This window comes from Labrenzia sp. ATLA3, assembly GCF_057180185.1.
The window spans coordinates 523,722-546,933 of sequence record NZ_JBXUKV010000006.1 but is presented as its reverse complement, the minus strand read 5'-3'; the positions used below and the strand labels follow the sequence as shown (position 1 = coordinate 546,933).

Annotated in this window: 13 protein-coding genes and 2 tRNA genes; 1 reads left to right on the top strand and 14 read right to left on the bottom strand. The window is 58.9% G+C overall.

Going from position 1 to position 23,212, the window contains the following annotated elements:
- Positions 1 to 169 precede the first annotated feature (169 nt).
- The 9 genes from AC2A6O_RS19150 to AC2A6O_RS19110 form a co-directional block, all read right to left on the bottom strand.
- Positions 170 to 505 carry a hypothetical protein gene (locus AC2A6O_RS19150; RefSeq protein WP_498929446.1) on the bottom strand — a complete coding sequence of 112 codons (336 nt, stop codon included), beginning with the start codon at positions 503 to 505 and terminating at the stop codon, positions 170 to 172.
- A complete protein-coding gene (locus AC2A6O_RS19145) occupies positions 502 to 2,490 on the bottom strand; it encodes a hemagglutinin repeat-containing protein (RefSeq protein ID WP_498929474.1) in 1,989 nt (662 codons plus the stop codon). Before AC2A6O_RS19145 ends, AC2A6O_RS19150 begins: the two co-directional genes overlap by 4 nt.
- 119 nt (positions 2,491 to 2,609) lie before the next feature.
- Complete coding sequence (locus tag AC2A6O_RS19140; RefSeq protein WP_498929444.1) at positions 2,610 to 3,047, bottom strand: hypothetical protein; 438 nt, start codon at positions 3,045 to 3,047, stop codon at positions 2,610 to 2,612.
- Positions 3,048 to 3,586: 539 nt separating this feature from the next.
- Complete coding sequence (locus AC2A6O_RS19135) at positions 3,587 to 4,000, bottom strand: hypothetical protein (protein ID WP_498929442.1); 414 nt, start codon at positions 3,998 to 4,000, stop codon at positions 3,587 to 3,589.
- A gap of 460 nt (positions 4,001 to 4,460) precedes the next feature.
- Positions 4,461 to 4,823: a hypothetical protein gene (locus AC2A6O_RS19130; RefSeq protein WP_498929440.1), complete on the bottom strand. Its 363-nt coding sequence runs from the start codon at positions 4,821 to 4,823 to the stop codon at positions 4,461 to 4,463.
- 4 nt (positions 4,824 to 4,827) lie between these two features.
- The gene (locus AC2A6O_RS19125; RefSeq protein ID WP_498929438.1) at positions 4,828 to 11,970 is read right to left on the bottom strand and encodes a two-partner secretion domain-containing protein; all 7,143 of its coding nucleotides are present in this window, start codon (positions 11,968 to 11,970) and stop codon (positions 4,828 to 4,830) included.
- 12 nt (positions 11,971 to 11,982) lie between these two features.
- Positions 11,983 to 13,722, bottom strand: coding sequence for a ShlB/FhaC/HecB family hemolysin secretion/activation protein (locus AC2A6O_RS19120; RefSeq protein WP_498929436.1), 1,740 nt, complete (start codon positions 13,720 to 13,722; stop codon positions 11,983 to 11,985).
- A 4-nt stretch (positions 13,723 to 13,726) separates the two neighbouring features.
- The gene (locus AC2A6O_RS19115) at positions 13,727 to 14,347 is read right to left on the bottom strand and encodes an invasion associated locus B family protein (RefSeq protein ID WP_498929434.1); all 621 of its coding nucleotides are present in this window, start codon (positions 14,345 to 14,347) and stop codon (positions 13,727 to 13,729) included.
- A gap of 684 nt (positions 14,348 to 15,031) precedes the next feature.
- Positions 15,032 to 15,108, bottom strand: a tRNA-Pro gene (locus tag AC2A6O_RS19110).
- Between the two features lie 362 nt (positions 15,109 to 15,470).
- On the opposite strand from AC2A6O_RS19110, the gene AC2A6O_RS19105 reads away from it, so the two are divergent.
- Positions 15,471 to 15,545 (top strand) — tRNA-Gln (locus tag AC2A6O_RS19105).
- Positions 15,546 to 15,839: 294 nt separating this feature from the next.
- On the opposite strand, the gene AC2A6O_RS19100 is transcribed toward AC2A6O_RS19105, so the two are convergent.
- The 5 genes from AC2A6O_RS19100 to AC2A6O_RS19080 all read right to left on the bottom strand — a co-directional run bounded on the left by AC2A6O_RS19100 (position 15,840) and on the right by AC2A6O_RS19080 (position 23,146).
- Positions 15,840 to 18,971, bottom strand: coding sequence for an efflux RND transporter permease subunit (locus AC2A6O_RS19100; RefSeq protein WP_498929432.1), 3,132 nt, complete (start codon positions 18,969 to 18,971; stop codon positions 15,840 to 15,842).
- Between the two features lie 31 nt (positions 18,972 to 19,002).
- A complete protein-coding gene (locus AC2A6O_RS19095) occupies positions 19,003 to 20,181 on the bottom strand; it encodes an efflux RND transporter periplasmic adaptor subunit (RefSeq protein ID WP_498929430.1) in 1,179 nt (392 codons plus the stop codon).
- Between the two features lie 303 nt (positions 20,182 to 20,484).
- Positions 20,485 to 21,336 carry a metal ABC transporter permease gene (locus AC2A6O_RS19090; RefSeq protein WP_498929428.1) on the bottom strand — a complete coding sequence of 284 codons (852 nt, stop codon included), beginning with the start codon at positions 21,334 to 21,336 and terminating at the stop codon, positions 20,485 to 20,487.
- Positions 21,336 to 22,247: a metal ABC transporter permease gene (locus tag AC2A6O_RS19085; RefSeq protein WP_498929426.1), complete on the bottom strand. Its 912-nt coding sequence runs from the start codon at positions 22,245 to 22,247 to the stop codon at positions 21,336 to 21,338. Before AC2A6O_RS19085 ends, AC2A6O_RS19090 begins: the two co-directional genes overlap by 1 nt.
- Complete coding sequence (locus AC2A6O_RS19080) at positions 22,247 to 23,146, bottom strand: manganese/iron ABC transporter ATP-binding protein (protein ID WP_498929424.1); 900 nt, start codon at positions 23,144 to 23,146, stop codon at positions 22,247 to 22,249. The genes AC2A6O_RS19085 and AC2A6O_RS19080 overlap by 1 nt, the downstream gene beginning before the upstream one ends.
- Positions 23,147 to 23,212 lie beyond the last annotated feature (66 nt).

The window sequence follows — 23,212 nt, the reverse complement described above, 5'->3', positions numbered from 1 at the left end:
CGCTTCGACATCCCTGATCTCCTTCTCGTCGAAGACCAGAAGACAACAAATCGTAGCTTACGTCAGTGTCCGATTTCCGGGGAGTAGCTCAAAATACCGCGATAAGCAGCACGAAAATGGCTCGGATCAGATAGAGGACCAAAGGCATGCGAGGTTCAATGTTCACAAACTATATGTAGCTATGCTTATAAGACACAATTACTTTTGGAATTACTTCATTGCCGTGACTAAATACTTCCAACTCTGTAGGAACCCCTTCATCGATAAACAGCATAAATCCGACACCGTAAGCCATCTCACCTATGTCGGCGTACAGAGATTTGCCTAGGGTAAGGTTCATTTCTTGATCAATGCTTGGCTGTATCCTGGCAAATCTTGTCACTCTACCGACACCGCTATCCTCTCTAGAGGAAACACATAGCTGCGGTAGATATTTTAGCAGTGTTGGCTCTTCCCTTTCGAGGATAATGCGAATGCTATCCAGTTCGAATTCTGTCAGCTTCATGGAATGTCCCTTCGTGACGCTGACCCAAGAACAAACTTTCCATCGACAACCCGCCCGCCAACTAAATCAACTTCGACACCACCAACTGAGATGCGGGTCTCTGTGTTAATCCCATTCGCGTTAAGATTTAGGTCTCCATTTCGATATGCTTGCTGGGCTGCAGCGTCCAATTCTAGATAGGCTTGCTCCTGAGTGCCAAACCTATCAACGAGCGGGTCCATTTTATGTTTGTCTTGTCCAAAAATGTGATGTGACTTTTGCTGCTCTGCTGCGGTCAGTGTTCTCTTTGTGGCGTCATTTCCACCACTATGACTTTCCCACCCGATGGGACCGACGAGATGCGGGCCGTTGCCACCGTTGTTGTTGTTGCTGCCGTTCTCATCGGTTCGTCCGAGATCTTCGTCGGTAAGTGGCGGGCCGCCATTGTCACCGATTTGGTTGGCAAGGACCTGCCATGTCTTCTTTAAGGCATCCTGGCTGAGAGACTGACCGTTCATCTCTCCGCTGGTCAGAACATAGTTTCCAGTATTTGAAGACAGTGTAAATTTCAGTTCCGTGGCAGTGTCATTGCCATCGAACGAAATGGTAACAGTTCCTTCAGGTCCATCGATATTGATGTCGTAGCGAGTGCCGTCGGTATCGGTGACTGAATATTCGGTGACATCACCGGCAGGCCCCGTCGAGGCCAGCAACGCGCCAACAGGTCCAAGTACCCGTGCGAGCCCTTTTGCCGAGAGATTGCCTGCGATCCCGTCGACAATATCGAGGCTGGCCTCCGCCTGGCCTGGTGACAGTGATATAGTTTCACCCGACCCCAAACTGATAGTGCACATAGTCTGCGCGTGTGCCGGCGTAATAATCCAGTCGAACAGGTTCCAGCCCTGCTTCTGGCCGCAACTGGCCAATTGCTCTCTTACTTCAGGATCCGCTTGAGCCTCTTTGACAGCTTGTTTGAGGGTTTTCGCTTCTTCAGCAGGTAAATCTTGGTCTTTCGATAATGCATCCACAACAGCGTCGGCTATGTCAGCCAGAGTTTTGCCTGCAATCTCTACAGCCTCCACCGCTTTGACGATGCTCGTATCACTCACATAAAGCTCAAACCCTTCCTGCTTCTGCGAGGTCACTTCCACCACCGCGTCCGGGTCGCGGTTGAGGTTGGCAAGTTGGGTTTCAGTGGCGGTGGTGTCTTCCGCCGCTTCCCGGTCCGCTTCGGCGCGCAGGGCTTCGGCGCGGGCCGTGTCGCCTTCGGCTTCTGCCGCGTCGGCCTCGGCTTCCAGGTCGGCGGCCTTGATGCCGTCGCCATCGCCGTCGCGCACGGTGATCTCGCCCTCGCCGATGGTGGCGTGGGCAACGCCCTCGGTTTCGGAGTTGGAATAGGCCCCTTCCACCGTGATGCCCGGTTTGGACTTGCCTTCCGGATTGGAGCCTATGCTGACGCCGACCGAGCCGGAAACCTGCCGGCCCTTGCGGTGAAGGTCGATATCCGCCGTTTCCAGACGCTCTGTTTCAAGGGTCAGGTCGCCGGAGCGCGAGGCGATCACCCCGCCGGTGATGGAGGTCGTTTCGCCGACATCGGCATTGAGCGCGTTGTCGGTGACGATGCCGGAGGGGGCGTTCACCCAGGCCGAGCTGTTGGACCCCTTGGCCCCATTGACGCTGGCAGAGGCGCCGAAGGTGGGCCCAGCACCATTTGCCCCGAGCCCGAAGCCAACGGAAACCCCGGCGCTGTAGCCGCTGCTCTGGTTGGAGCCTTCGGCCGTATCCAGCCGGCTTTCGATCGTGAGATTGCGGCCGATGTCGAGATCGGCACTGTCGGCTTCGATCCGCGCGCCCTTCAGGGCAAGGTCCCGGCCTGTTGCGACCGACACATTGCCGCCCGCCGTCACATCCGTGTTGGTTTGATAGGTCTGCGACTGGCTGTAGGAACTCTGCTGGCCGGAGACGTCCAGCCCCAGGCTGAGGCTGGCGCCGGGGGCGACGCCGATGCTAGTCGAAGAGGCGTATCGGCCAACCCAATTGAGCTACAGTAAAAAATTTTAAATATCAAATAGATATCACATCAATTTCAAAACCACGCTGACGTCTGAATTTAAACAGAAGAAAATCATTGATCCGGCCAACTAATTTCATCGGATGAAATCCAATTGATTTTGCTAGATTTTTTAGATGGATGATTGATGAAGTCTTCGACCACCTTCCATGCATCCTCTAAGCTAATAAATGCACCTATAGGATAGAACTCTTCATCACCAATATCTTCAACCAGATCCATTTTCTCGCTACTTCCCACTGAGAAGAAGTCTTTTAATACTTTTTTCCTATCTCTGTCATACAAGTCGTAGTTCAGCAAATAGCCAAGAGATCTATGATGTAACACCAATAATGAAGCTATTTTTCCATCGTCAAAGAAATATTGAAAAGATCCACCATTTCCTGCGACGTCATCGTTCTCATTTTTCCTTTCGAATATTTTTTGAAAGGACGACAAAGACAATTTCTCAACGTCAATGTTGTCGATAAAAGTGCTATGAAAATTTGACATTAATTCACCCAGTTAAACTTTCCATTTGAAATATTCCCAACCCGTCCATTTCTAAATTTGAGGGTGACATCTTCGACGCACATCACCTCAACCAGCCTAGGGGGATGGGTTCGACAATTAGTGCTCTAATCCCCGAAAACTGGATCGTTTTTGACTGGAGTTTTCCGCGCTAGGATCTCGGCTGGGAGAAGAAGCGGAAGCGATGAAGGCATCGAAGTTTTCGGGGATCAGAGCAGATACAGCAAAACTCCAACCTCCGGCGATCCAAACTTCGGGCTCAGTGCATCATTTCACTCGACTTTGAATGAAGGCGCGCCGAAATATGACCTGCTCCCCTGATTGTCCGCATTCAAAAGTTAGCTCTGTTCGTCAGATAGGCAGGTTTAGCAATCAGATCCTGCGCTCAACCGGACAGCTGGCTTGCACCCAATTCCCCGGCACTGCGAAACTCGCAACCACTCCAAATGCCACGGCTAACAGCAGGGTGAAGGTGCGGATCAGGAGACGGACAAAAAACATCATTCTGGCAAAATATCAGGTCAGTCGTTCAGTCTACTTCGTACGTCGGAAACGCTACGACTTAGAAAGCGAGAAAACTCAAAAATATCTTGGAACCGCCCATTGCGCCCGTGAATCGGAATAGCGAACCGTTCACCATTGAAGAGCATGGCAGTTATTTCCTCGTCCGAACCATCATTTTTTAGTGGAGAAGTACTCTCGATGTCTTCGTAGCGTACAGCTCTAGTCGTCGTGCTACTAAGAATTTCAATTCCTGGGTCTTTAATCACGACCGCATTTTCGAGAGAACCCGGCTCATTATAATATAAACATATCCAATCAGCAGAAGTTTTCAAACCTAAGCCGAAAGCAGGATTGTTCAATTCCGCTTCGCCAATAGCTCTATAGCGGTCCATGTGACTTAAAATGCGCTTTGCTCTAATTCTCGGCGTCATGACACTACTCAATCGGAATAGTTATTACGTCATCAGCGCCTTTAGTGGAAAGCCCATGGGGACGTTGAACCATTGCGACGCCCATTATCGACCAGATTGTCGACTATCCGCAGCGGGTTGGTAATCGAACCCTCGATCATATCAACCCGAACACTCGTAACCCCATTTTGGACTGAAAATGTTCCATCCAACTGAGTTAGGTTTCCTTGAATGCCTAAATCATCTGCGGTTAGCGGTCTTGTGGGTACCTTTACTCCCGTTGTGGCGTCATTTCCACCACTATGACTTTTGGCGTGCGCGTTCACAAAGCTCGTTTCCGGTCGCAGCGCTTGCGCACCGTGAGACACTCGTCCCGGTAGATCCGGTGAAAGTTTTTCCAATCCTGCAATAACGCAGGTATTGCCATCCGTTCTTCTTGACACTTGGATGGGTCTTTGTAGCCAGAATGCCATCTTTGGACTCATTCAAATTCGAATTTCTCAACTTCTATTGGGCCAAGTAAATAAACATCTTCGACAGAAGTCTTTTTAACATTGATATCAGCGACGTAAAAAACTGATTCAACAGTTGAGAAGTCTATCATCGACACCAGGTTCTTTTCTGGATTGAAGGGCAGCAACTTGCCAAAAAACTTCGCATCAAAATCAAAATTCTCGTATTCGCCCGGCGCATAAACCTCGAAGCTACCCGGTTCCACATAGTCACAACCAAACGCCTGTTCGAATTTCGAAAGCCGCTCCTCGTGTTCGGGATCAATGTCAAAATACGCCCTCATCTCCTCGGCTGACAGCACGTTTGAGTAACCGAGATAGACTGTGTGCATTTTTTTACCTTCGAATGAGTGTGGGAAGGTTGGGTATAGCCCAACGATGTCCCAAGGACACAAGTCCGGACTGAAGCTCACCAACATTTCCGCTGTTGTCGATTAGCTGGCCTAGTTCGTTGTGAAACGCACCGGAACCATGTCCGCCATGTTTCCCAGGCAAACCAGTTTGCGGATTTATCCAGTTCAATTTCTTTGTGCTTGTTCTGAAAGACCAGATGTCTTGTGCAGTAAATCCCCAACTGTGAAACTTGTCGGCTCTAGATACCATTGCCCACTCATGGAAACCACCTGGCTCGCGGAGCATACGTTGGATTTTTGACCTTGTTGCAGGATTAGACCAGTAAGCCACAAAATCATCAGTGTTTAAGTTGTTGAACCACTCTGAAAAACCGCCTTTTCCAGGTGTTGGGCCAATACCAGGTATATCGTCAATGGATACGGTCCGCCTCGTAACCCGCGTTCCAAGCGCGGTAACAATCGCCGCCGTTGTGACAGTGGCGACCAGTTTCAGGTCTTTGACTTCCTGATTGGAGAGGCCCTGTTCCGTTGCAAGGCGCTCAACCGTTCTGGCAACCACCTCCGAAGAAAGCTCCCCTGCGTCTGCGAGCGGTTTCAGCGCCTTCTTGTACTCAGCGTATTTCTCCTCGCCGAGTGCGAGCCGCATGGTCACATCGCGGATCAACGAAACCGACATGCCCAGAGACTGCGCCCCTGCGACCAACACTTCATCCGAGGCCATCTCGCGCAGTGATTCTGCGGTTTTGGTAATCGAAGCAGGTAGTTCGGTGTCGCCTCTCTCACCAACCAGATAATCGCGTGCGTATTCCTCCAGCAAGCGGCTGAGCATCTGGACGCAAGCTTCGCGTTCTCGCGGTGTCAGTTCTGCAATTTCACGGCCGTTTTCATCGAACAGCACACAGCCGGTGGCAGCATGGGCCGAGGAGACAACGAGGTCCCAGAGGTTGAAGCCTCGGCGACCGGAACAGGTTACCAGCGCACGAAGATCGAGGTCGCCTTCGTCAATTGCCTTGGCGACGGTTTTTGCCGTGTCCAGTTCCGACGGGGTGAGCGCACCAGAAGCGGCCAGTTCTTCTCCCAACGCCCGGAACGCTTCCCCGAGTGCCTTTCCGGTGACTTCGATGCCTTCGACAGCCTTCTCGAGAGATGTGTCGGAGAGATAGAGCTCGAACCCTTCTTCTTTCCGGGATGTGACAACCACGACGGCATCCGGATCGCGATTGACGTTTGCAAGCTGGGTTTCTGTTGTTGTTTTATCTTCCGCCGCCTCCCGGTCCGCTTCGGTGCGCAGGGCTTCGGCGCGGGCCGTGTCGCCTTCGGCTTCTGCCGCGTCGGCCTCGACTTCCAGGTCGGCGGCCTTGATGCCGTCGCCATCGCCGTCGCGCACGGTGATTTCGCCCTCGCCAATGGTGGCGCGGGCAACGCCCTCGGTTTCGGAGTCGGAATAGGCCCCTTCCACCGTGATGCCCGGTTTGGACTTGCCTTCCGGATTGGAGCCTATGCTGACGCCGACCGAGCCGGAAGCCTGCCGCCCCTTGCGGTGAAGGTCGATATCCGCCGTTTCCAGACGCTCGGTTTCAAGGGTCAGGTCGCCGGAGCGCGAGGCGATCACCCCGCCGGTGATGGAGGTCGTTTCGCCGACATCGGCATTGAGCGCGTTGTCGGTGACGATGCCGGAGGGGGCGTTCACCCAGGCAGAGCTGTTGGACCCCTTGGCCCCGTTGACGCTGGCAGAGGCGCCGAAGGTGGGCCCGGCGCCAGTTGCCCCGAGCCCGATGCCAAAGGAAACCCCGGCGCTGTAGCCGCTGCTCTGGTTGGAGCCTTCGGCCGTATCCAGCCGGCTTTCGATCGTGAGATTGCGGCCGATGTCGAGATCGGCACTGTCGGCTTCGATCCGCGCGCCCTTCAGGGCAAGGTCCCGGCCGGTTGCGACCGACACGTTGCCGCCCGCCGTCACGTCCGTGTTGGTGTGATAGGTCTGCGACTGGCTGTAGGAACTCTGCTGGCCGGAGACGTCCAGCCCCAGGCTGAGGCTGGCGCCGGGGGCACCATTCTTGCCACCCGCCCCGACACCAAGCGTCAGCCCGATGCCCGCGGACATGCTGGAGTTTTCGCCCTCATAGGCGAGCTGGTTTTGCGCCGATTCCAGGATCACATCCCGCCCCGCCGCCATGGCAATATCGTTGCCGGCGTCGATCCGGGCGCCCTTGGCCGTGATGTCGCGCCCAGCTTCCAGCGACATGTCGTTGCCTGCCGACAGCGTGGCGGTGCGGGCAATGGCGCTGGCTTCCGACGATCTGCTTTCCTCACGGGAGATGCCAATGCCGATGCGCACCCCGGCAATGGTGCCGCCCTGGCGGATGGCGTTGAGCTGGTTGAGCGCGTCGACCGCCTTCAACCCTGCGGAGACCGCGGAAAGCGCCTGATAGCCGAGATTGCCCTTGCCCGAGGCTGCCATACGCGGCGCATCCGCCAGCGACTTCACCGGCCCGGAGATGTTTTCAAACGCGCCGAGCGACAGCGCGAAAGTGTCGATCTTGTGGCTTTCCGAATGGGCATAAAGATCGTGGACACTGTCCAGGACGATGTCGCGCCCGGCGGTTATGCCAAGGTCTTCGTCGGCGGCGACGGAGGCAGCTTCGGAGACCACATCGCGCCCGGCATCAATGGATACGTTCCGGCCGGACACCGCCGAGGTGACCTGGGTCAACGAGCTGGTGTCGGAGGTATGGCGTTCGGACTTGTAGCCGGCGACCACACCCATGTTGCCGGTTTCGGCAAAGAAGCCGCTTTTCTTGTCGACCCGGCTGTCTTCGGAGGTGTTTTGCGCAGCTTCCAGACGCACATCGCGCCCGGCCGACAGGGCAACGTCGCTTTCGGAGGATACGGCAGAGCCCTTGACCACCACATCCCCGGTGCCGGCCGAGATCTCCAGATCGCCGAGCGCGGTCACCATGGAGCCAACCTGCGTGGTGCTGCTGCTGTCGCGTTTCCTGGAACTTGAGGTCAGGAAGCCGCTTTTGTTGCGCGCGGACCGGTCTTCCCGGCTTTCCTCTGCCGTGCCGATGGTGACGGTTTCACCGGCTGTCAGGCTGGCCGTGCCGTCGCTGGCAATCAGCGAGCCTTCCACGGCAATGTTGCGCCCGGACTTGAGGTTGACCGACTCGGCTGCCTGGATGGTGGAACCGGACACACGGGTCTGGCTTTCGCGCACATCATAGCGGTTGCTGCCCGCCTGGCCACTGGCTACGAAATGGCTTTCGAGGTCAATGGCGGTCACCGCCAGATCCCGGCCAGCATCGATTTCCAGGCTGCCGCCGCTGGCAAGATCGGCCCCGGTGATGCGGGTGTCACTATCGCTGCGGATGGTCAGCGTGTCTTCCGCCGTCACCGTGCCGCGCTCATAGGCCCAGGTGCCGATGGCCGTGGTGCCGTTGCCGGTCGCCCGGGTTGCGGTTTCGATTGAAACAGTCTCGCCGGACAGTGTCACATCCCGGCCGCTGATCGTGCCGGACCTGTTCAGCAGGGTACCGGCGGCGCTGGCGACCAGGGTTTCGTCAGCCTTGATCGTGCCGCGAACGTTCCTGATTTCCGCTGCCTCCAGCGTCGTGTTGCGCCCGGCGATGACCGCGCCGGTCTTGTTGAGGCCCGTTGTCGAGGCAAGGTATAGACGGGGCGCGATCACCTCGACGCCGTCCACCACCGCGCGTTCGTACCAGACGATGTCGCTGGTCAGGAGTGCGACCTGCTCCTCGCTCAAGGACACGCCGAACGCCAGGTCCAGCGCCTCGGCCTGTGCGCCCGCGTTGTCGATCAGCGTCTTCATCTGCAGGGCATCGGAGGTCTGGTCGGCGGACAGCCAGCGGCGGCCCGTCGCCCTGCGCACCTGCTCTGCCACATACTGGCTTTCGAAATAGGCATCACCGAGCGAGCGGATGTGCTTGTCGATGTCGGGAATGCCGACCGTATCCAGGAAATACTGCGACCCGAAGAATGCGCCAATGTCGACGAATGCGAAGCGGGTTTCGTAAAGGAACGGGCTGCTTTCCGGAGCGCGGCTGAAAAGCTGGCCGTTGAACTTGTAGGACGCAGGGTCGAAGGCCGGGGCCTGGGAGCTGGCGTTGAGCTGAACGATGGACGTGTCCTGTGTGGACTTTTGCAGGTCCTCCGGGGTGGAAGGCTCGCCGGCTTCGTTGGTGAGCGTGCCTGTCAGGTTGCCGATCAGCGATCCGCCGGCGTGGATGGTCGCGGGAACGGCATCGATCGTTTCGGCGCTCAGCGTCTTGCTTTGCACCCCGTTGTCCAGAAACTTGTGCGAGGGGGCAAAGCCCAGCGTGCGGGTTTCGTAGCTCGACCAGCTCTGGTGAATGGTGATGACACGCGTCAGGGTCTTGCCGCCGTTGACGATGCTGGTGCCGTCGATGCGCATGTCGCCGGAGGCGACGATGTCGCTGTATTCGTTTTCCAGCGTGCCGACATCCAGCACCATGTTGCCGTTCTGCGCCGCGATGCGCGCGACCGGGTCGACCAGCTCATAGGTGTCTTCGGTGACGAAGATGGTCACCACATCGCCCGAACCTGCTGCACCGTCCTCGTCGGGGGCGAGCATCAGCCAGTCGTCATAGGTGCCGTTGTCCGGGTCGAACTCGGCAATGGAAGTCGGTGCGTAATCCTTCCACCAGTTCTGGTCCCAGTCCGCTGCCGTGGCATTTTTGGCCGTGAGGATCTCATCGATCTTTTCCGGGTGCGGCACGAACACATAGCCGCCGGGCCCGCCGCCAGTGTCCCAGAACTGGTCCCAGTCGCCGATGCCGCCGGCCGCCCAGTATTTGGAGAACCCGCCCTTCAGCCAGTCGGGAGGATAGGCCCCTGCGACGACTTCATTGGCATATGCGGTCGTTTTGGTGTCGAAAGTGGCACCGGTGATGTTCTTCAGGCTTTCAGCCCGGATCGTCAGCGTTCCGGACCTTGCCTCGATGATCCCGCCCTTGCGGTTGATGATGCCGGCCGCCTTGGTGCCCGCCGTGCGGCCTTCCAGCGTCAGGCCGTTTTCGGCAACAAGAACGCCGCCATGGTTGTCCAGGCTGGCCGAGCGGATGGTCAGGCCGTTGCCGGCGTGAACGCCGCCCCGGTTGGTGAAGCTGTCCAGGCCATCGAACAGGGCAGCATCATTGGCAATGATGTAAGCACCGGAGGCGACGTTGGTGGTTCCACCATTAACCGTCAGCCCTCCGGTTGCTTCCAGTTTGCCGGTCACCGACAGGGTGCCACCGACGGTCAGCTGGCCGGTTCCGTTCACGCGCAGCAGCCCGGCAACGCTCAGGTCGTTGATGCTGAGATCCAGCGCGTTGGTGGCGCTCAGGCCCGGCGCGGAGGCGGCAAGCGTTGCAGTGCCGGTGACGCTGCCGGAGACATCCCGTGCAGCGACCGTCGCTCCGGAACCGCTGAGCGACAGCCCGCCGAGATCAAGCTCCAGCGAACCGACTTCCAGCGTGCCCAGCTGGTTCCAGGTGCCGGCGGTGATCCGCGTCAGGTCACCGGACTGAATACGAGCGCCTGCCGCCACGTTGAGCGAGGTGGACGCGGTCAGCGTCAGCGTGCCGGCGTCGGTTATCGCCGCACCGTCACTGGTGACACCGGCAAAAACCTTGCCACCGGATACATCGATCACCGGCGCGGTCAGTGCGACATGATCGCGGGCGTTGACCTCGCCTGCTGTTGCCACGGTCAAACGACCGGCAGCCGAAAGGGCAAGGTTTCCGCCGGAGTAAAGCACCGATCCGGAGGAGACCGTGACATCGCCAAGGCTGGAGGCGACATCGATTGCGCTGGCGACGGATGCGCTGCCGAGAGCCACGTCATTTGATGCCCGCACCGTGTAAGTGTCGGTGGCAACGGTTCCCGCCTGCTCCAGAGAGCCGACGTTGAAGGTGATGGCCTCGCCCGCCTGCAGGTAGCTGGAAGCTGCAAAATCGGCAAGACCCGTTGTTGCCACCTTGATGGAGCCGACACCTGCGGCCAGCGTGCCACCTGGTGCCAGACCCGCCAGGAGCTGCGCCTCATCGAAATCGATGCCCGCGGCTTCCAGATCCACCTGATTGCCGGCACCGAGGGTTGCCTCTTTTGCAACCTTGATATCGCCGCCGGCCTTCAGGACCAGCGTTTCCTGGCCATAGACGGACGCATTTTGCCGAACTTCCACCGATCCGTTGACGGACTGAGCACGCAAGCTCTTGCGGGCGGAAACAGCCCCGCCAAGCACCAGCTTGCCGTCGGCGGTGATCTGAAAGTCGCCCGTGGTGGCGGTCGCGCTTTCCGGGGCACGCACACCAACGCCGCTTTCCGTGCCGATCAGCTTGATGCGACCGGCATACATGCCGCCAAGGGCGGAGGAATCGATGGCAAATTCCGGCTTGTCGCCCGCCGCCCCGGCCTTTGCCTCCACCGAGCGGTTGTCATAGTCGTAATCGTTGCGGCCGGCGAAGACGCCGAGGTTCTCGCCGGCGTGGATCTTGCCGTTGATTTCGACCGCGCGCGAGACGATGTCGAAATAGTCGACGCTTTCCGCCGCCACGCCGTCTTCGCCGATGGTGACGGTGCCCCGGTCGACCGAGAAACCTTTCAGCGTTCCGGCATCGACCTGCGGCAGACCGGTTGTCAGGGTCGCCCGCGGAATGTTGATGAAACCGCAGCCGTTACAGGTGATGCCGTTCGGGTTGGCGAGGATGTAGTCCGCCTGACCGCCATGCAGCTCCGTCGCGCCCTGCAGCAGCGACCGGTTGGACGAGGTGACTTCGTTCAGGATCACCGTTGCCGGACCAGAGCTTTGAAGATTGGGGTTGCCGACAATGTAACCGCCGAGGTTGCTTTGCCCCAAATCCTTGGAATTGTTGAGGATCAAGCCATTCTTGCCGACATTGAAATCGGTGAACTTGTTGTGGGACAGGCCTTGCGCGTTGGGGGTGACAATGTGCTGAACCGGCACGCCGTTTGGCGCCGCGACAATCTCCGGCCGGTTGCCGGGCGCGGCAGCACCGTCCGGTGTAAGCTCGCCGGCAAAGGCCGGCAGCGAGGTCTGGACCAGGAAAACAGTGCAGAAGAAACCATTTAAAACGGGCTTGATCATAAGCCGATGCGCCTAAAACGTTTGAGAAATGCCGAGCCGGAAACGCAAGAAACCGTTTTCCGCCGGATCCAGAAATGTCGGATGGGCCAGGGCCCGCTCATACGCCACTTCGCCGGTCACGATGCCGCCGCTCAGTCGCAGGCCAACGGCACCGCCCATCAGCTCGCCGCCTTCCAGTGGATCGTCGGGATCTTCCAGAACGCCGCCGGCATCAAGGCCGGCGTAGAGCTGCGGCAGACCGAATATCCGCTTAAGACTGTCCGGTGCTTTGCTGACGAACGCCGGCGTAAAGCCAAGCTCAAACTGGCCATAGCCACCGGCGTCACCCGACAGGCTGACATCCCGGAAGCCGCGGACGGAAAGAGGCCCGCCAATGGTCACCCGTTCGGATGCAAACAGCGTGTCCGGCGAGTAGGAGCCGTAGGTGCTGGCCTGGAAGGAAAGCTGACCGACAGGGTTCTGCCAGACCCGCTGGTAGAACCCGGACAAGGTAACCTGGCTGAACTGGGCTGCCGGTGTACCGTCAAGCTGGCGGCTGTCCTTCTGGGCCGCAAAGCCGTCCAGCCCCTGCCTGAAGGCGACGCTCGCCTGGCCGAACCCGCCTGCAATCCGGCCGCTGATTTTTGTGGAGGCTTCTAGAACGGCCAGCCGCTGGCTGGAGGCGTCGATAAAAATCTCTTCGATATAGTTGGTGGCTTCCTTCAGCGAGAAAGCCCCGCCCGCACGCCAGACATAGCGCCCGGTCCGGTGGAGTACGCGGTCCACTTCCACCCGGCCTTCCCAGCTTGTGCCGTCATAGCTGTAGTCGCCCGAAGGGCTTTCCAGGCGGGACAGATAGTCCAGATAAGATCCGCTGATGTTGACAGTCCAATACCGCCAGGGAACGGACAGATAGGCGTTGATCGAGCGTGAATAGATTTGCTCATCCAGCCTGTCGAGCGAACTGCGGGCGGAAATCGTCAGCAGCTCGCTGAGCCCCAGAACATCCTCGAAGCCGGCGACACCGTTCCACTGATGACGTCCGGTGCTTGTGGCCCCGTCATTGTCCAGCGATGCGGACAGTTGCATCGCATAGGCGTCCTTCACCTCGATGGTGACGATGCTCTGGCCGACGCCGGCTCCCGGCTCGATGCGGATGGTAGCTTCCTTCGATCCCAGCCGGTTGATCTGCTCCAGACCCTGCTCGAAATCACGGATATTCATGATCCGTCCGGACCGTTCGCCAAACAGCTGGGCCGCGCCTCGTCGTGCCTTGCCGTTTTCCTGAAGGCGAACCTCGGACACCGATCCCTCGACGATGAGGACACGCAATTCGCCGGAGCCGAGATCCTGCGGCACCAGATAGGCACGCGAGGTGACATAGCCCTTCTCGACGTAATAATTGGTCGCCGCTCTCAGCACGTTCTGAATGTCGGTCAGCGTCAGGCAGGCGCCTTGCCGGTTGCGCACCAGTAGCTCCAGCTCGCGGGCGGGAACACGTTTCGCGCCTTCAAACCGGATCCGGTTGACGTCAACGCACGGCCCCTCGCCACCGGTCTCCTGCGGCAGCAAGTCCGGCGAACGCTGGGACGGCTCGGTTGTTCCCCCCAGAAACCGGTCTCGTTCCAGCCGGCGCTGCTGTTCTTCGCGCTCGATAATCTGGCGTTGCTGGCGCAGCACGTCCTGGACACCCGAGGGCGTTTGAGCCGCCCCCGGCAGTGCAAACAACAGCGCCCCGGCAAGCGGAGCCCAAAAACGCGCTAGTGCTCCCATGGTGTCAGTCGGCCGTATTATCCGCGGAAAGAGCCTTCAGCCGTGCCAGTGCCGCCGAGGACCCTTGCAGCGAAAACTCGATTCGCACCGGCTTGTTATTGGTCGCAGTTACACCGACTACAGTGAGCCGGTTGCCCGCGCGCAGCTTTTCCTGGGCAGCGTCATCCAGCGGTACCGGCACCACACAGCCGGATGGTAGGCACGTCAGGAATTGCGCCTTGGGCAACTCCGTCTCATCCACGGAAAGGGCAATACCCTGCGCCAAAGACAGACCGAATGGCGTCAGAACCGTAAGAACGGGTCCCTGCCCTTCCCGCTCTTCGACGACCAATGCAGAGAGCCGCTGCCCGCTCTTTTGCTGCACCAGTTCCTGCGTCATCCGGCAGACGCGCGTTTCGTCCTCTACGCATGTGACCGTCCAGGCCTTGAACCGCTCGGTTATGGTCTTCTGGTCTGGCTGTTCCGATTGTGCCGACGCTTGTGCACAGGCCGCCAGCAGACTGCCTGCCAGCAACGCGGATTTCCAGAAATTGAAACGCGCATCACGCCGCAGGAAAGGCCTTTTGCGGCGGCCGTTCCTGATATTCGATGGAACGAAAAAACGGGAGAACATTGTCTGTGCCATGTGTATCTGTCTTTTGACGAAGCAGCACGCAGGGCGTGCACACCCATTCCGCCAGACGCGCCGATGGACCAACAGTCTGGATCGCGAAATTGCAGCAATTGTCGCTGGATCCCGAAAATTGGGCCTGGCAAGTTATTCAAATAACAACGAAACCAAGGTGTATTGTTGTTTCCGGCATTGTCTTTTTTGGTGACGCTGCCCTAAGCGTTTAAGCCAAATCCCGCAAGCAACTTATACGCGAGTCACTCTTCATTTTTCGGAATCTGTTTTTTTGGAAATCGATTTAAGTCCAGCGTCACCATTCAAAAAATTTCAATCAAAACGCGCACTTATGTTCGCCCACGAACAGCTCTGGCTGGAGTGCCTCCGCCGGATGAAAATTTTTCTTTTTTCGTGGAGAATCTGCATGGCAGGTGCCTGGACAGCCGGTTGCACTAGCGGCAGGTTGCAAAAGCGGAGCAAACTGCGCGATCGGTTTGCAAGTGGAAAGAAGTAAGACATGCGCCCATCAACCAGGAAGAGACTGGGGGCTCAGGAAGAAGCCTATTGAACAGGACCGTCTTTGCTCGACACGCTTAGCCGGAATTGGAGGCATGATGGCGTTGGGAAACCGTTCGACACGTGGCAAACCCGTGTTGACGGCGCAAGCAGGTTGATAAATCTTCAGGCTTGGAAGAAGAGAAATGGTCGGAGTGAGAGGATTCGAACCTCCGACCCCCTCGTCCCGAACGAGGTGCGCTACCAGGCTGCGCTACACTCCGACACAGAATATGAGCTTGGAAAGCCAGGCTCATCGGGAACAGCGGGGCAAGCCCTCGCTGTGTGGAGCGTCATGTAGCAAAGCTGGTCTGATCCCGCAAGCGATTTGAATTGCCGAATGTCACTTTTTTGAAACTGTGAACAACGTCAGCGTACTAAGTGCGAAATGAACCGTTTTGCAGCGGGCAGAAGCAGACATGGCTTGTCGCCCTGCAAGGTGGAAGCTGTTAAAAAGCAGCCTCAAATCGTGTTGTCGAAAGACCTGCAACGCACCTGGGGAAAACCACTCCTTACCCATCGAAGTTTGCTCTTGAGGAGACTTGCGCAAAGGGTCGAGGCTCGATATACAGCGTCTCCACGGCCTTGGGGTGTAGCCAAGCGGTAAGGCAGCGGTTTTTGGTACCGCCATGCGCAGGTTCGAATCCTGCCACCCCAGCCAGTTTTTCCCTGAAAATTCAGACACCGATGGCGGAAAAGCACCGCCTGCGCAAACGTGTGATCCTGCGAAGTTTGCGAGGATTCGCACGACGTGCGGCACCGGCGCGCGCACGGGTTTGGTCAGTCGCACGCGCGGCTTCTACGGCCAGTTTACCCTCCAACGGAAAGACCCGCCTGCAAATGTCGCGGCGGGCCTGCAGCCCCTCTTCGTTCCAGTATCTCCCTGGATCTGCTCAGTGCATTGTCTCGGGCAGTTTTGTTGAGGGCGTGCAGGCGAGACAGGGTTCGGCAGGCATCACTCGCCCGGCTGCTGGCCCATTGCCCTTGCCTCGTCCAACTCCTTGTGGAGGCGTTCTTCCTCCTGAACGGCCGGGGTGATGAAACGGCCGAGCAGAAGATAGGCCACTGGCGTCAGAAACAGGGTCGAGACGGTCGCAAGGCCGAGCCCGCCGACGATGACAAACCCCAGCGCAATGCGCGCTTCAGCACCGGCTCCGCTTGCCATGATCAGTGGAACACCGCCGACGATTGTGCAGATCATGGTCATCATGACCGGCCGCAGACGGATGTTGGAGGCGTTTTCGATTGCCTCGCGCAACCCCTGCCCTCGATCCCGCAACTGATTGGCGAACTCCACGATCAGGATACCGTTCTTTGCCATGATGCCGACAAGCAGCACCAGGCCGATCTGGGAATAGACGTTGAGTGTCGTTCCGGTGAGCAGCATGGCAAAAACCGCGCAGGCGAGTCCGAGCGGCACCGTCGCCATGATGATGAGCGCGCTGATGAAGCTCTCGAACTGGGCAGCCAGCACCAGCAGAATGATGACAATTGCAAAGCCGAAGGTGCGGGCCATGGAGGACGACTGTTCCCCCAGCGTTGCCGTTTCCGCCAGCGGCACGATGCGGGCACCGGGCGGCAGCAGCGGTTCGGCGATCTTCAGCGCTTCCTCATAGGCGTTGCCGAGGGCGAAATCGTCCGCAAGACCCGCCGTGATGGCAACGGAGCGTAATTGCTGCTCGCGCGCGAGAGAGGGCGGCACGGCCTTTTCCACCAGGCTGGCGATGGTCGAGACGGGAACGAAGCGGCCGTCCCCCGTCTTGATGAAGATGTTCTCCATGTCCGTCGGATCGTTGATCGGATTGGTGGTGGAGACGAATTTCACGTCATAGGCCTGGTCGTTGATGAAGACCTGACCGATCTTGCGGCCGTCCAGCATGGCCTGCATGGCCGTGCCTAGCCCGTTGATATCGATACCGAGGTCGGAGGCGCGCTCCCGGTTGATGGAAACGGAAAGCTGTGGCTGGGTTGCTTCGGTAGACCGGCGCACCTGGCGGAACCGTGGGTCCTGTTCCATCGCCGAGACGATTTTGTCAGCCGTTGCGCCCAGCGTCGCATAGTCGTTGCTGCCGGAAACGGCAAACTGAAGCCCGGAGCCGGCCCCGCGAATGCCGAGGCTGTTGGGCTGGAAGGCGAAGGCCCGCACCCCGGGAACATTGCGCACAAGCGCACTGACTTCCGACAGGATCTGCTGCTGCGAGCGCTCCCGTTCGCCCCAGGGCGCCAGACGCATGACGATGAAACCGCTGTTCTTGGAACCGCCGGTGCCGGCAATGGAGAAGGTGCTGACGATCTCGCCGTTTTCCCGGTACGGCTCAAGCAGATTTTCGATTTCGCGCATCTGCTGCGAAAGGTAATCCAGACTTACGCCCTGAGGCGCTGAGATGCGCATGAAAGCTATCGAGCGGTCCTCGGTCGGCGTCAGCTCCGTCTTGATGGTGGGAAACAGCACCCCTGCGGTTGCGGCAAACAACAGCGAAACGGCCACGACCACAATGGGTGCGTTGAGACAGGCCCTCAGGCAACGCCGGTAGAGCCCGCTCAACAGCCGTCCGAGCCCACCCACGGCGCCGCCGTGATCGCCGCTCTGCCCGGCGGGTTTGCTCTTGAGAATGCGCGAAGCGAGCATGGGACATAGCGACAGCGCAACGATGGACGACAGGAACACGGCAATGGCAAGCACGAAGCCGAATTCGCGGAACAGGCCGCCCGTCTGCCCCGGCAGGAAGGACAGCGGTACGAAGACCGCAATCAGCGTTGCCGTGGTTGCCAGCACCGCGAAGAAGACTTCTTCGGCCCCTAGAACCGCTGCCGCACGTGGGCCCATGCCCTCGTTGCGCCTGCGGACGATATTCTCCAGCACCACGATGGCATCGTCGACCACAAGGCCGGTCGCCAGCACGAGAGCCAGCAGCGTGAGGATGTTGATGGAAAAGCCTGCGAGGTAGATCGCCGCCAGTGTGCCGATCAGCGCCACTGGCAGGGAAACGCCTGGAATGATGGTCGCCCGCCAGTCCCACAGGAAAATGAAGATGATCAGCAGAACGATGCTGACCGAGATAGCCAGGGCGATCTCGACTTCATGAATGGCCCCGTTGATGAAGGTGGCGTCATCGCTGGTGACTTCGATGGTCATGCCTTCAGGCAGGTTTTCCTGGATGCGCTCGACCGCGGCGCGCACGCCTTCCGAAATCTCCAGAGTGTTCGACTGGGCCGAACGAATGATGCCAAGGCCAATGCCGGACTTGCCGTTCGCGCGGAGCTGGGTCTGCCCCAGATCAGGACCAAGGGTCACCGTCACGAAATCGCGCAGCCGGGCCCGACGGTTGATGATGACGCTTTCGAATTCTTCCGGCGTATCGATGGAGGCCGTCGCGCGCACGATCAGATCCTGAGTCTGACTGGTGAGCGAGCCGGCGGGTGTGTCGAAGGCCATAGACGACAGGGCCTTGGCCACATCGGCAATGGTCAGATTGAGGCTGGCCATCTTGGCCTGGTCGATATCGATGCGGAAGATCTTGTCGCGGTCGCCATAGACCTGAACATCCGCGACACCTGGAACGGCGGCCAGCGCATCGGAAATCTCGTCTTCCACCAGCACCGTCATGTCCTCGACGGACGTGCGGTCGGAGACCACCCCCAGACGCAAGACCGGCTGGGCGTTGGCATCTGCCTTGATGATGCGGGACGGGTCAGCATCTTCCGGCAGGTCGTTGGTGATGCGCCCGAGCGCATCGCGCATGTCTGAGGCGGCCACGTCGAGATCGACATCGTCAGAAAATTCCACCGTCACCCGGCTGCGGCCGAAGGAAGAGGTGGAGGAAATCGCCTTGACGCCGGAGACGCGCGCCACGGCGCCTTCGATGACACCGGTCACTTCGCGGTCGATGGTTTCGGCAGCGGCGGCCGGATAATTCGTGCTGACGGTGATGACCGGACGGTCGACATCCGGCAGTTCACGCACCTCGATCCCGAACATTGCCGCGATGCCTGCAACCACGATCAGCATGTTGATCACAAAGGCGAGAACCGGACGCCGCACGAACAGGCCGGTGATACCCAGTTCCTTCAAACGGTCCATCTGCATGGCAGTCTCTCCAAGACCCTCAGGTCAAACTTCAGGAACCGCTTCCGCTGGAAACAGGTGTTGAGGGCGCATCGGCAGCCGGTGCCTGTTTGCGGTCGGCAACCGTCAGGTCGGCACCGTTGCGCACCAGGTGGATGCCTTCGGTCACCACTTCGTCGTTCACGGTCAGGTCCGCATCAACCAGGACGCTGTCGGTGTTGCGCTGGATGATACTGATCGGAACGCGCGCGCCCTTGCCGTCACGCACAGCCCACACGAAGGCGCCATCCGCCCCCCATTGCACGGCCAGCGGATCGACAGCCGGGTATTTGTCGCCCGGAAACTTCATCGAGACCTGGAACGACATGCCGGCTCTCAGCTTGTCGGCCTTGTTGGGAAACCGCGCCCGAACCTGAAGGGTCCGGCTGTCGATATCGATACGGTTGTCGACGGCGCTTATGACACCTTCGAAAGTCTCCCCCGGGCGGGCAACGGACGTAGCGGTGATTGGAGAGCCCACGGTGATGGCCGAGGCATAGCGTTCCGGCACCCAGAAATCGACGAGAACTTCGCTGCGGTCATCGATGGTTGCGATGACGGTTTGCGAGGAAACATAGTTGCCTGCGGTGATGGGCAGAATCCCGACAACGCCGCCAATGGGCGTTTCAACGGAGCGTCGGGACAGCGCCAGTTCGGCTTCGCGCAGTTGCAGCCGCGCGTTTTCAACCGAAAGCTCCGCATCGGTCACCTGCACGGCTGTTGCCGTGTTGGTTTTCCGCAGCACTTGCATGCGCTGCAGCCGTGCCTCTGCATCCTTGAGGGCATTTGCCGCCCGTTCGACAGCGATCTGTTCGGCGTCCTGATCGAGTTTGGCTATGATATCGCCCGCTTTCACCGTGGCACCGGACTTGACCAGAACGTCCGTCATGCGGCCGCTGGTAAAAGGTGTTACGGCGACGGATTGCAGGGCCGTGCTGGTGCCAATGGCGGACAAGCGGTCATTGATGGTGATCTCGACCACCGGCGTTGCCACGACCGCTCCTTTCGGCCCTCCCCAGCCCCGGCGCGGTTTGTCGCCCTGGCCCGGTGTCCCATCGGCCACGGCAAAATCCAGCCAATCGATGCCCCAGGCGCTGAGTTGCGCGCCCGCGCCCGGATAAAAGCGAACCCAGAGCCCTGCCGCCACGATTGCGACCAGAAGTGTGAGGACGAGCTGTTTCCAAATTGACAAGTGGAACTCCGATCAGAACTTGCCGGCACTGCCGAGAACGGTTGTATGCGGAAACTGGTTTTCTACGGCAAATCCCGTTGTCCAACAATCGATAACGTGTACCAATTTGTAAGCTGGGAAACGCGGATTGGCATTCAAGGGCTGCCATATCTTCACTTACCCAGCCACAACATGAAGCCCGGCATTGAAATGCCGTTGAAGCGCTTCAAAACCGGGTTGCCTACCCAAATAGTGTAGAAACTGTCAGGAACCAGTGCCGAAGGCCTTGAGCATGGGCCGGTTCAGAACGCAGGAGCGCGGCTGTTACGCCGCATCCTCCGCACGGCGGAGGGATGCCTGACGGGTCAGCATCTGGCGGCGGGTGAAAGCTACGAGGAATGCCGCCGTCAGAATGAGCACGATCGTGGGCGCCGGCGCGCTGTCGAGGAAGAAGCTGGCATAGGTGCCAGTCACCATCGAAGCCATGCAGACCAGCACCGCAACGCAGAGCATCGTCTTGAAGGTGCGGACCAGCAGGAACGCAATTGCCCCCGGTGCGATCAGCAGTGCGACCGCCAGTATGAGGCCCGCCGCCGACAGGGTGGCGACAATCGTCAGGGACAGTGCCGCAAGAAGCCCATAGTGCAGCAGCCGGACCGGCAAGCCGGACGCCTGCGCCTGGGCGGGATCGAAACTGTGCAGCAGCAGGTCTTTCCATTTGAGCACCAGCGCACCGCCGACGATGACGGCGATGATGCCGGCGGTTACCAGCTCATGGGTCTCCACGCCGAGCATATTGCCGAAAAGGATATGGTCCAGATGGGCGTTTGTGCGGACCGACACAAAGAGCACGATGCCAACGCCGAACATGCCGGAAAATACGACGCCCATCACCGTATCCTGCTTCACGCGGCTGTTGCCGGAGAGATAGCCCGTCAGGAGGGCGCAGACCATGCCGGCGGCAAAAGCACCGATGATCAACGGGATGCCGAAGATGTAGGCGAGCACAATGCCGGGCAGCACCGAGTGACTGACGGCATCCCCCATCAGGGCCCAGCCCTTGATCACCAGGAAACAGGACAGCAGAGCCGTCGGGATCGACACAATCATGCAGATGAAGAATGCGTTCTGCATGAAGGGAAATTTGAAGGGCAGCAGAAGAGTATCGAGGTCCATTACGCCTGATCTCCGGATTCGGTTTGCGCCGCTTCCAAGGGGTATCCGCGGCGCAGGGCCTCTGCCGATCTGCGGCGGGCGGCCAGAAGGCCGTGTTTTGGCGCCAGCACGAAGGTAATCAGGAACACCAGTGTCTGCAGGGTAACGATGATGCCGCCGGTCGCTCCGTCCAGAAAGTAGCTGAAATAGGCGCCTGCAAAACTCGTCAGGGTGCCGATAGCGATGGACGTGAGGATGAGGCGTGGAAAGCGATCGCACAGGAGATAGGCCGTCGCTCCCGGCGTGACCACCATCGCGATGACCAGAAAGGCGCCAACCGTCTGCATGGCTGCGACAACGGATGCGGACAGAAGCACGAAGAAGATCGCCTTCAGGAGACCGGGCCTCAGGCCGATTGTACGTGCATGGCTCTCATCGAAGAAGGTGACCATCAGATCCTTCCACTTGAGCGTCAGGATTGCCAGCGACACGAAGCCGATGATGGCCAGTTGCAAGGTGTCTTCCGGCGTGATCGCCAGAATATTGCCCATTGTGATCGTCTGGACCGAGACCGACGTCGGGCTGAGGGAAACGATGAAGAGACCAAGGCCGAAAAAGGACGTGAAGATGAGGCCGATGATCACGTCAACCTTCAGGCCTGAGCGTTCTGACAGGAACAGCATGGCACCGGCAGCAAGCCCGCCGGCGAGAAACGCGCCGAGCGAAAACGGCAGTCCCAGAATATAGGCCCCGGCCACCCCCGGCACGACGGAATGAGACAGGGCATCCCCGATCAGCGACCAGCCCTTCAGCATCAGGTAGGACGACAGGAAGGCGCAAACGCCGCCGACAAGCGCCGACACCCACATGGCGTTGGTCATGTAGCTGTATTGAAAGGGCTCGAGCAGATAGGCGAAACTGAAAGGCTCCATCAGTCGCGTCCCTCCCGGGTCTGCACCTTGTCGCCATATTGAACGAACGGACGCTCGTCGTCGGTCAGAATGGTCACCGCGCGCTCATCGCCGTCGGTGTGCAGTGTCTGGTCGGAAATGGTGAAATGGCGCAATACGCCGCCAAAGGCTTTTTCCAGGTTCGCACGGGTGAAGGTTGTGGCTGTCGGTCCGTAGTCCAGCACCGTTCCCTTGACCAGCACCGTCCTGTCGCAGAACTCCGGCACGGAGCCGAGGTTGTGCGTCGAAACCAGCATCACCCTGCCCTCAGCCTGCATTTCCCGCAGCAAGGCGATGATCTGTTCCTCGGTTTTCACGTCAACGCCGGTGAAGGGCTCATCCAGAAGGATCACCTGGCCGTCCTGGGCAAGCGCGCGGGCAAGAAAGACGCGCTTGCGCTGGCCACCGGAAAGCTCCCCGATCTGCCTATGCCGGAAATCCTGCATGTTCACGCGCGTCAGCGCCTGATCGACAGCCGCTTGATCCGCCGGTTTCGGCCGGCGCAAGAAGCCCATGTGGCCGTAACGGCCCATCATCACAACGTCCTCGACAAGGACCGGGAAAGACCAGTCGACTTCTTCCGATTGGGGTACATAGGCGACAAGGTTTTTCTTCAACGCTTCCCGGACAGGCATATCCAGAATGCGAATGCGCCCCTTGGCTGCCGGAACGAACCCCATGATGGCCTTGAACAGGGTCGACTTGCCCGCTCCGTTCACGCCGACAAGAGCCGTGACGGTGCCTCGAGGGATTGAAAAACTGGCATTCCAGAGTGCCGTGTGCCCATTGCGATAGGTAACGGTCACGTCCTCGGCTGCTATACCGTCATCATCCCTGACGTGGGGCATGTCCATAACCGGGTCCTTGATGACGTTCAGCATTCAGTCTTTCCAGTACTTTCATCGGTTCCTGCGACACAATCAAGCGTGGCATCGTGTCCATGCCAC

What these genes read in the sequence shown, in the direction of transcription:
- AC2A6O_RS19135 (WP_498929442.1), bottom strand. Translation starts at nt 4,000, where the DNA reads ATGACGCCGAGAATTAGAGCAAAGCGCATTTTAAGTCACATGGACCGC.
- AC2A6O_RS19100 (WP_498929432.1), bottom strand. Translation starts at nt 18,971, where the DNA reads ATGCAGATGGACCGTTTGAAGGAACTGGGTATCACCGGCCTGTTCGTG.
- AC2A6O_RS19130 (WP_498929440.1), bottom strand. Translation starts at nt 4,823, where the DNA reads ATGCACACAGTCTATCTCGGTTACTCAAACGTGCTGTCAGCCGAGGAG.
- AC2A6O_RS19140 (WP_498929444.1), bottom strand. Translation starts at nt 3,047, where the DNA reads ATGTCAAATTTTCATAGCACTTTTATCGACAACATTGACGTTGAGAAA.
- AC2A6O_RS19115 (WP_498929434.1), bottom strand. Translation starts at nt 14,347, where the DNA reads ATGGCACAGACAATGTTCTCCCGTTTTTTCGTTCCATCGAATATCAGG.
- AC2A6O_RS19150 (WP_498929446.1), bottom strand. Translation starts at nt 505, where the DNA reads ATGAAGCTGACAGAATTCGAACTGGATAGCATTCGCATTATCCTCGAA.
- AC2A6O_RS19085 (WP_498929426.1), bottom strand. Translation starts at nt 22,247, where the DNA reads ATGGAGCCTTTCAGTTTCGCCTATCTGCTCGAGCCCTTTCAATACAGC.
- AC2A6O_RS19125 (WP_498929438.1), bottom strand. Translation starts at nt 11,970, where the DNA reads ATGATCAAGCCCGTTTTAAATGGTTTCTTCTGCACTGTTTTCCTGGTC.
- AC2A6O_RS19120 (WP_498929436.1), bottom strand. Translation starts at nt 13,722, where the DNA reads ATGGGAGCACTAGCGCGTTTTTGGGCTCCGCTTGCCGGGGCGCTGTTG.
- AC2A6O_RS19090 (WP_498929428.1), bottom strand. Translation starts at nt 21,336, where the DNA reads ATGGACCTCGATACTCTTCTGCTGCCCTTCAAATTTCCCTTCATGCAG.
- AC2A6O_RS19080 (WP_498929424.1), bottom strand. Translation starts at nt 23,146, where the DNA reads ATGCTGAACGTCATCAAGGACCCGGTTATGGACATGCCCCACGTCAGG.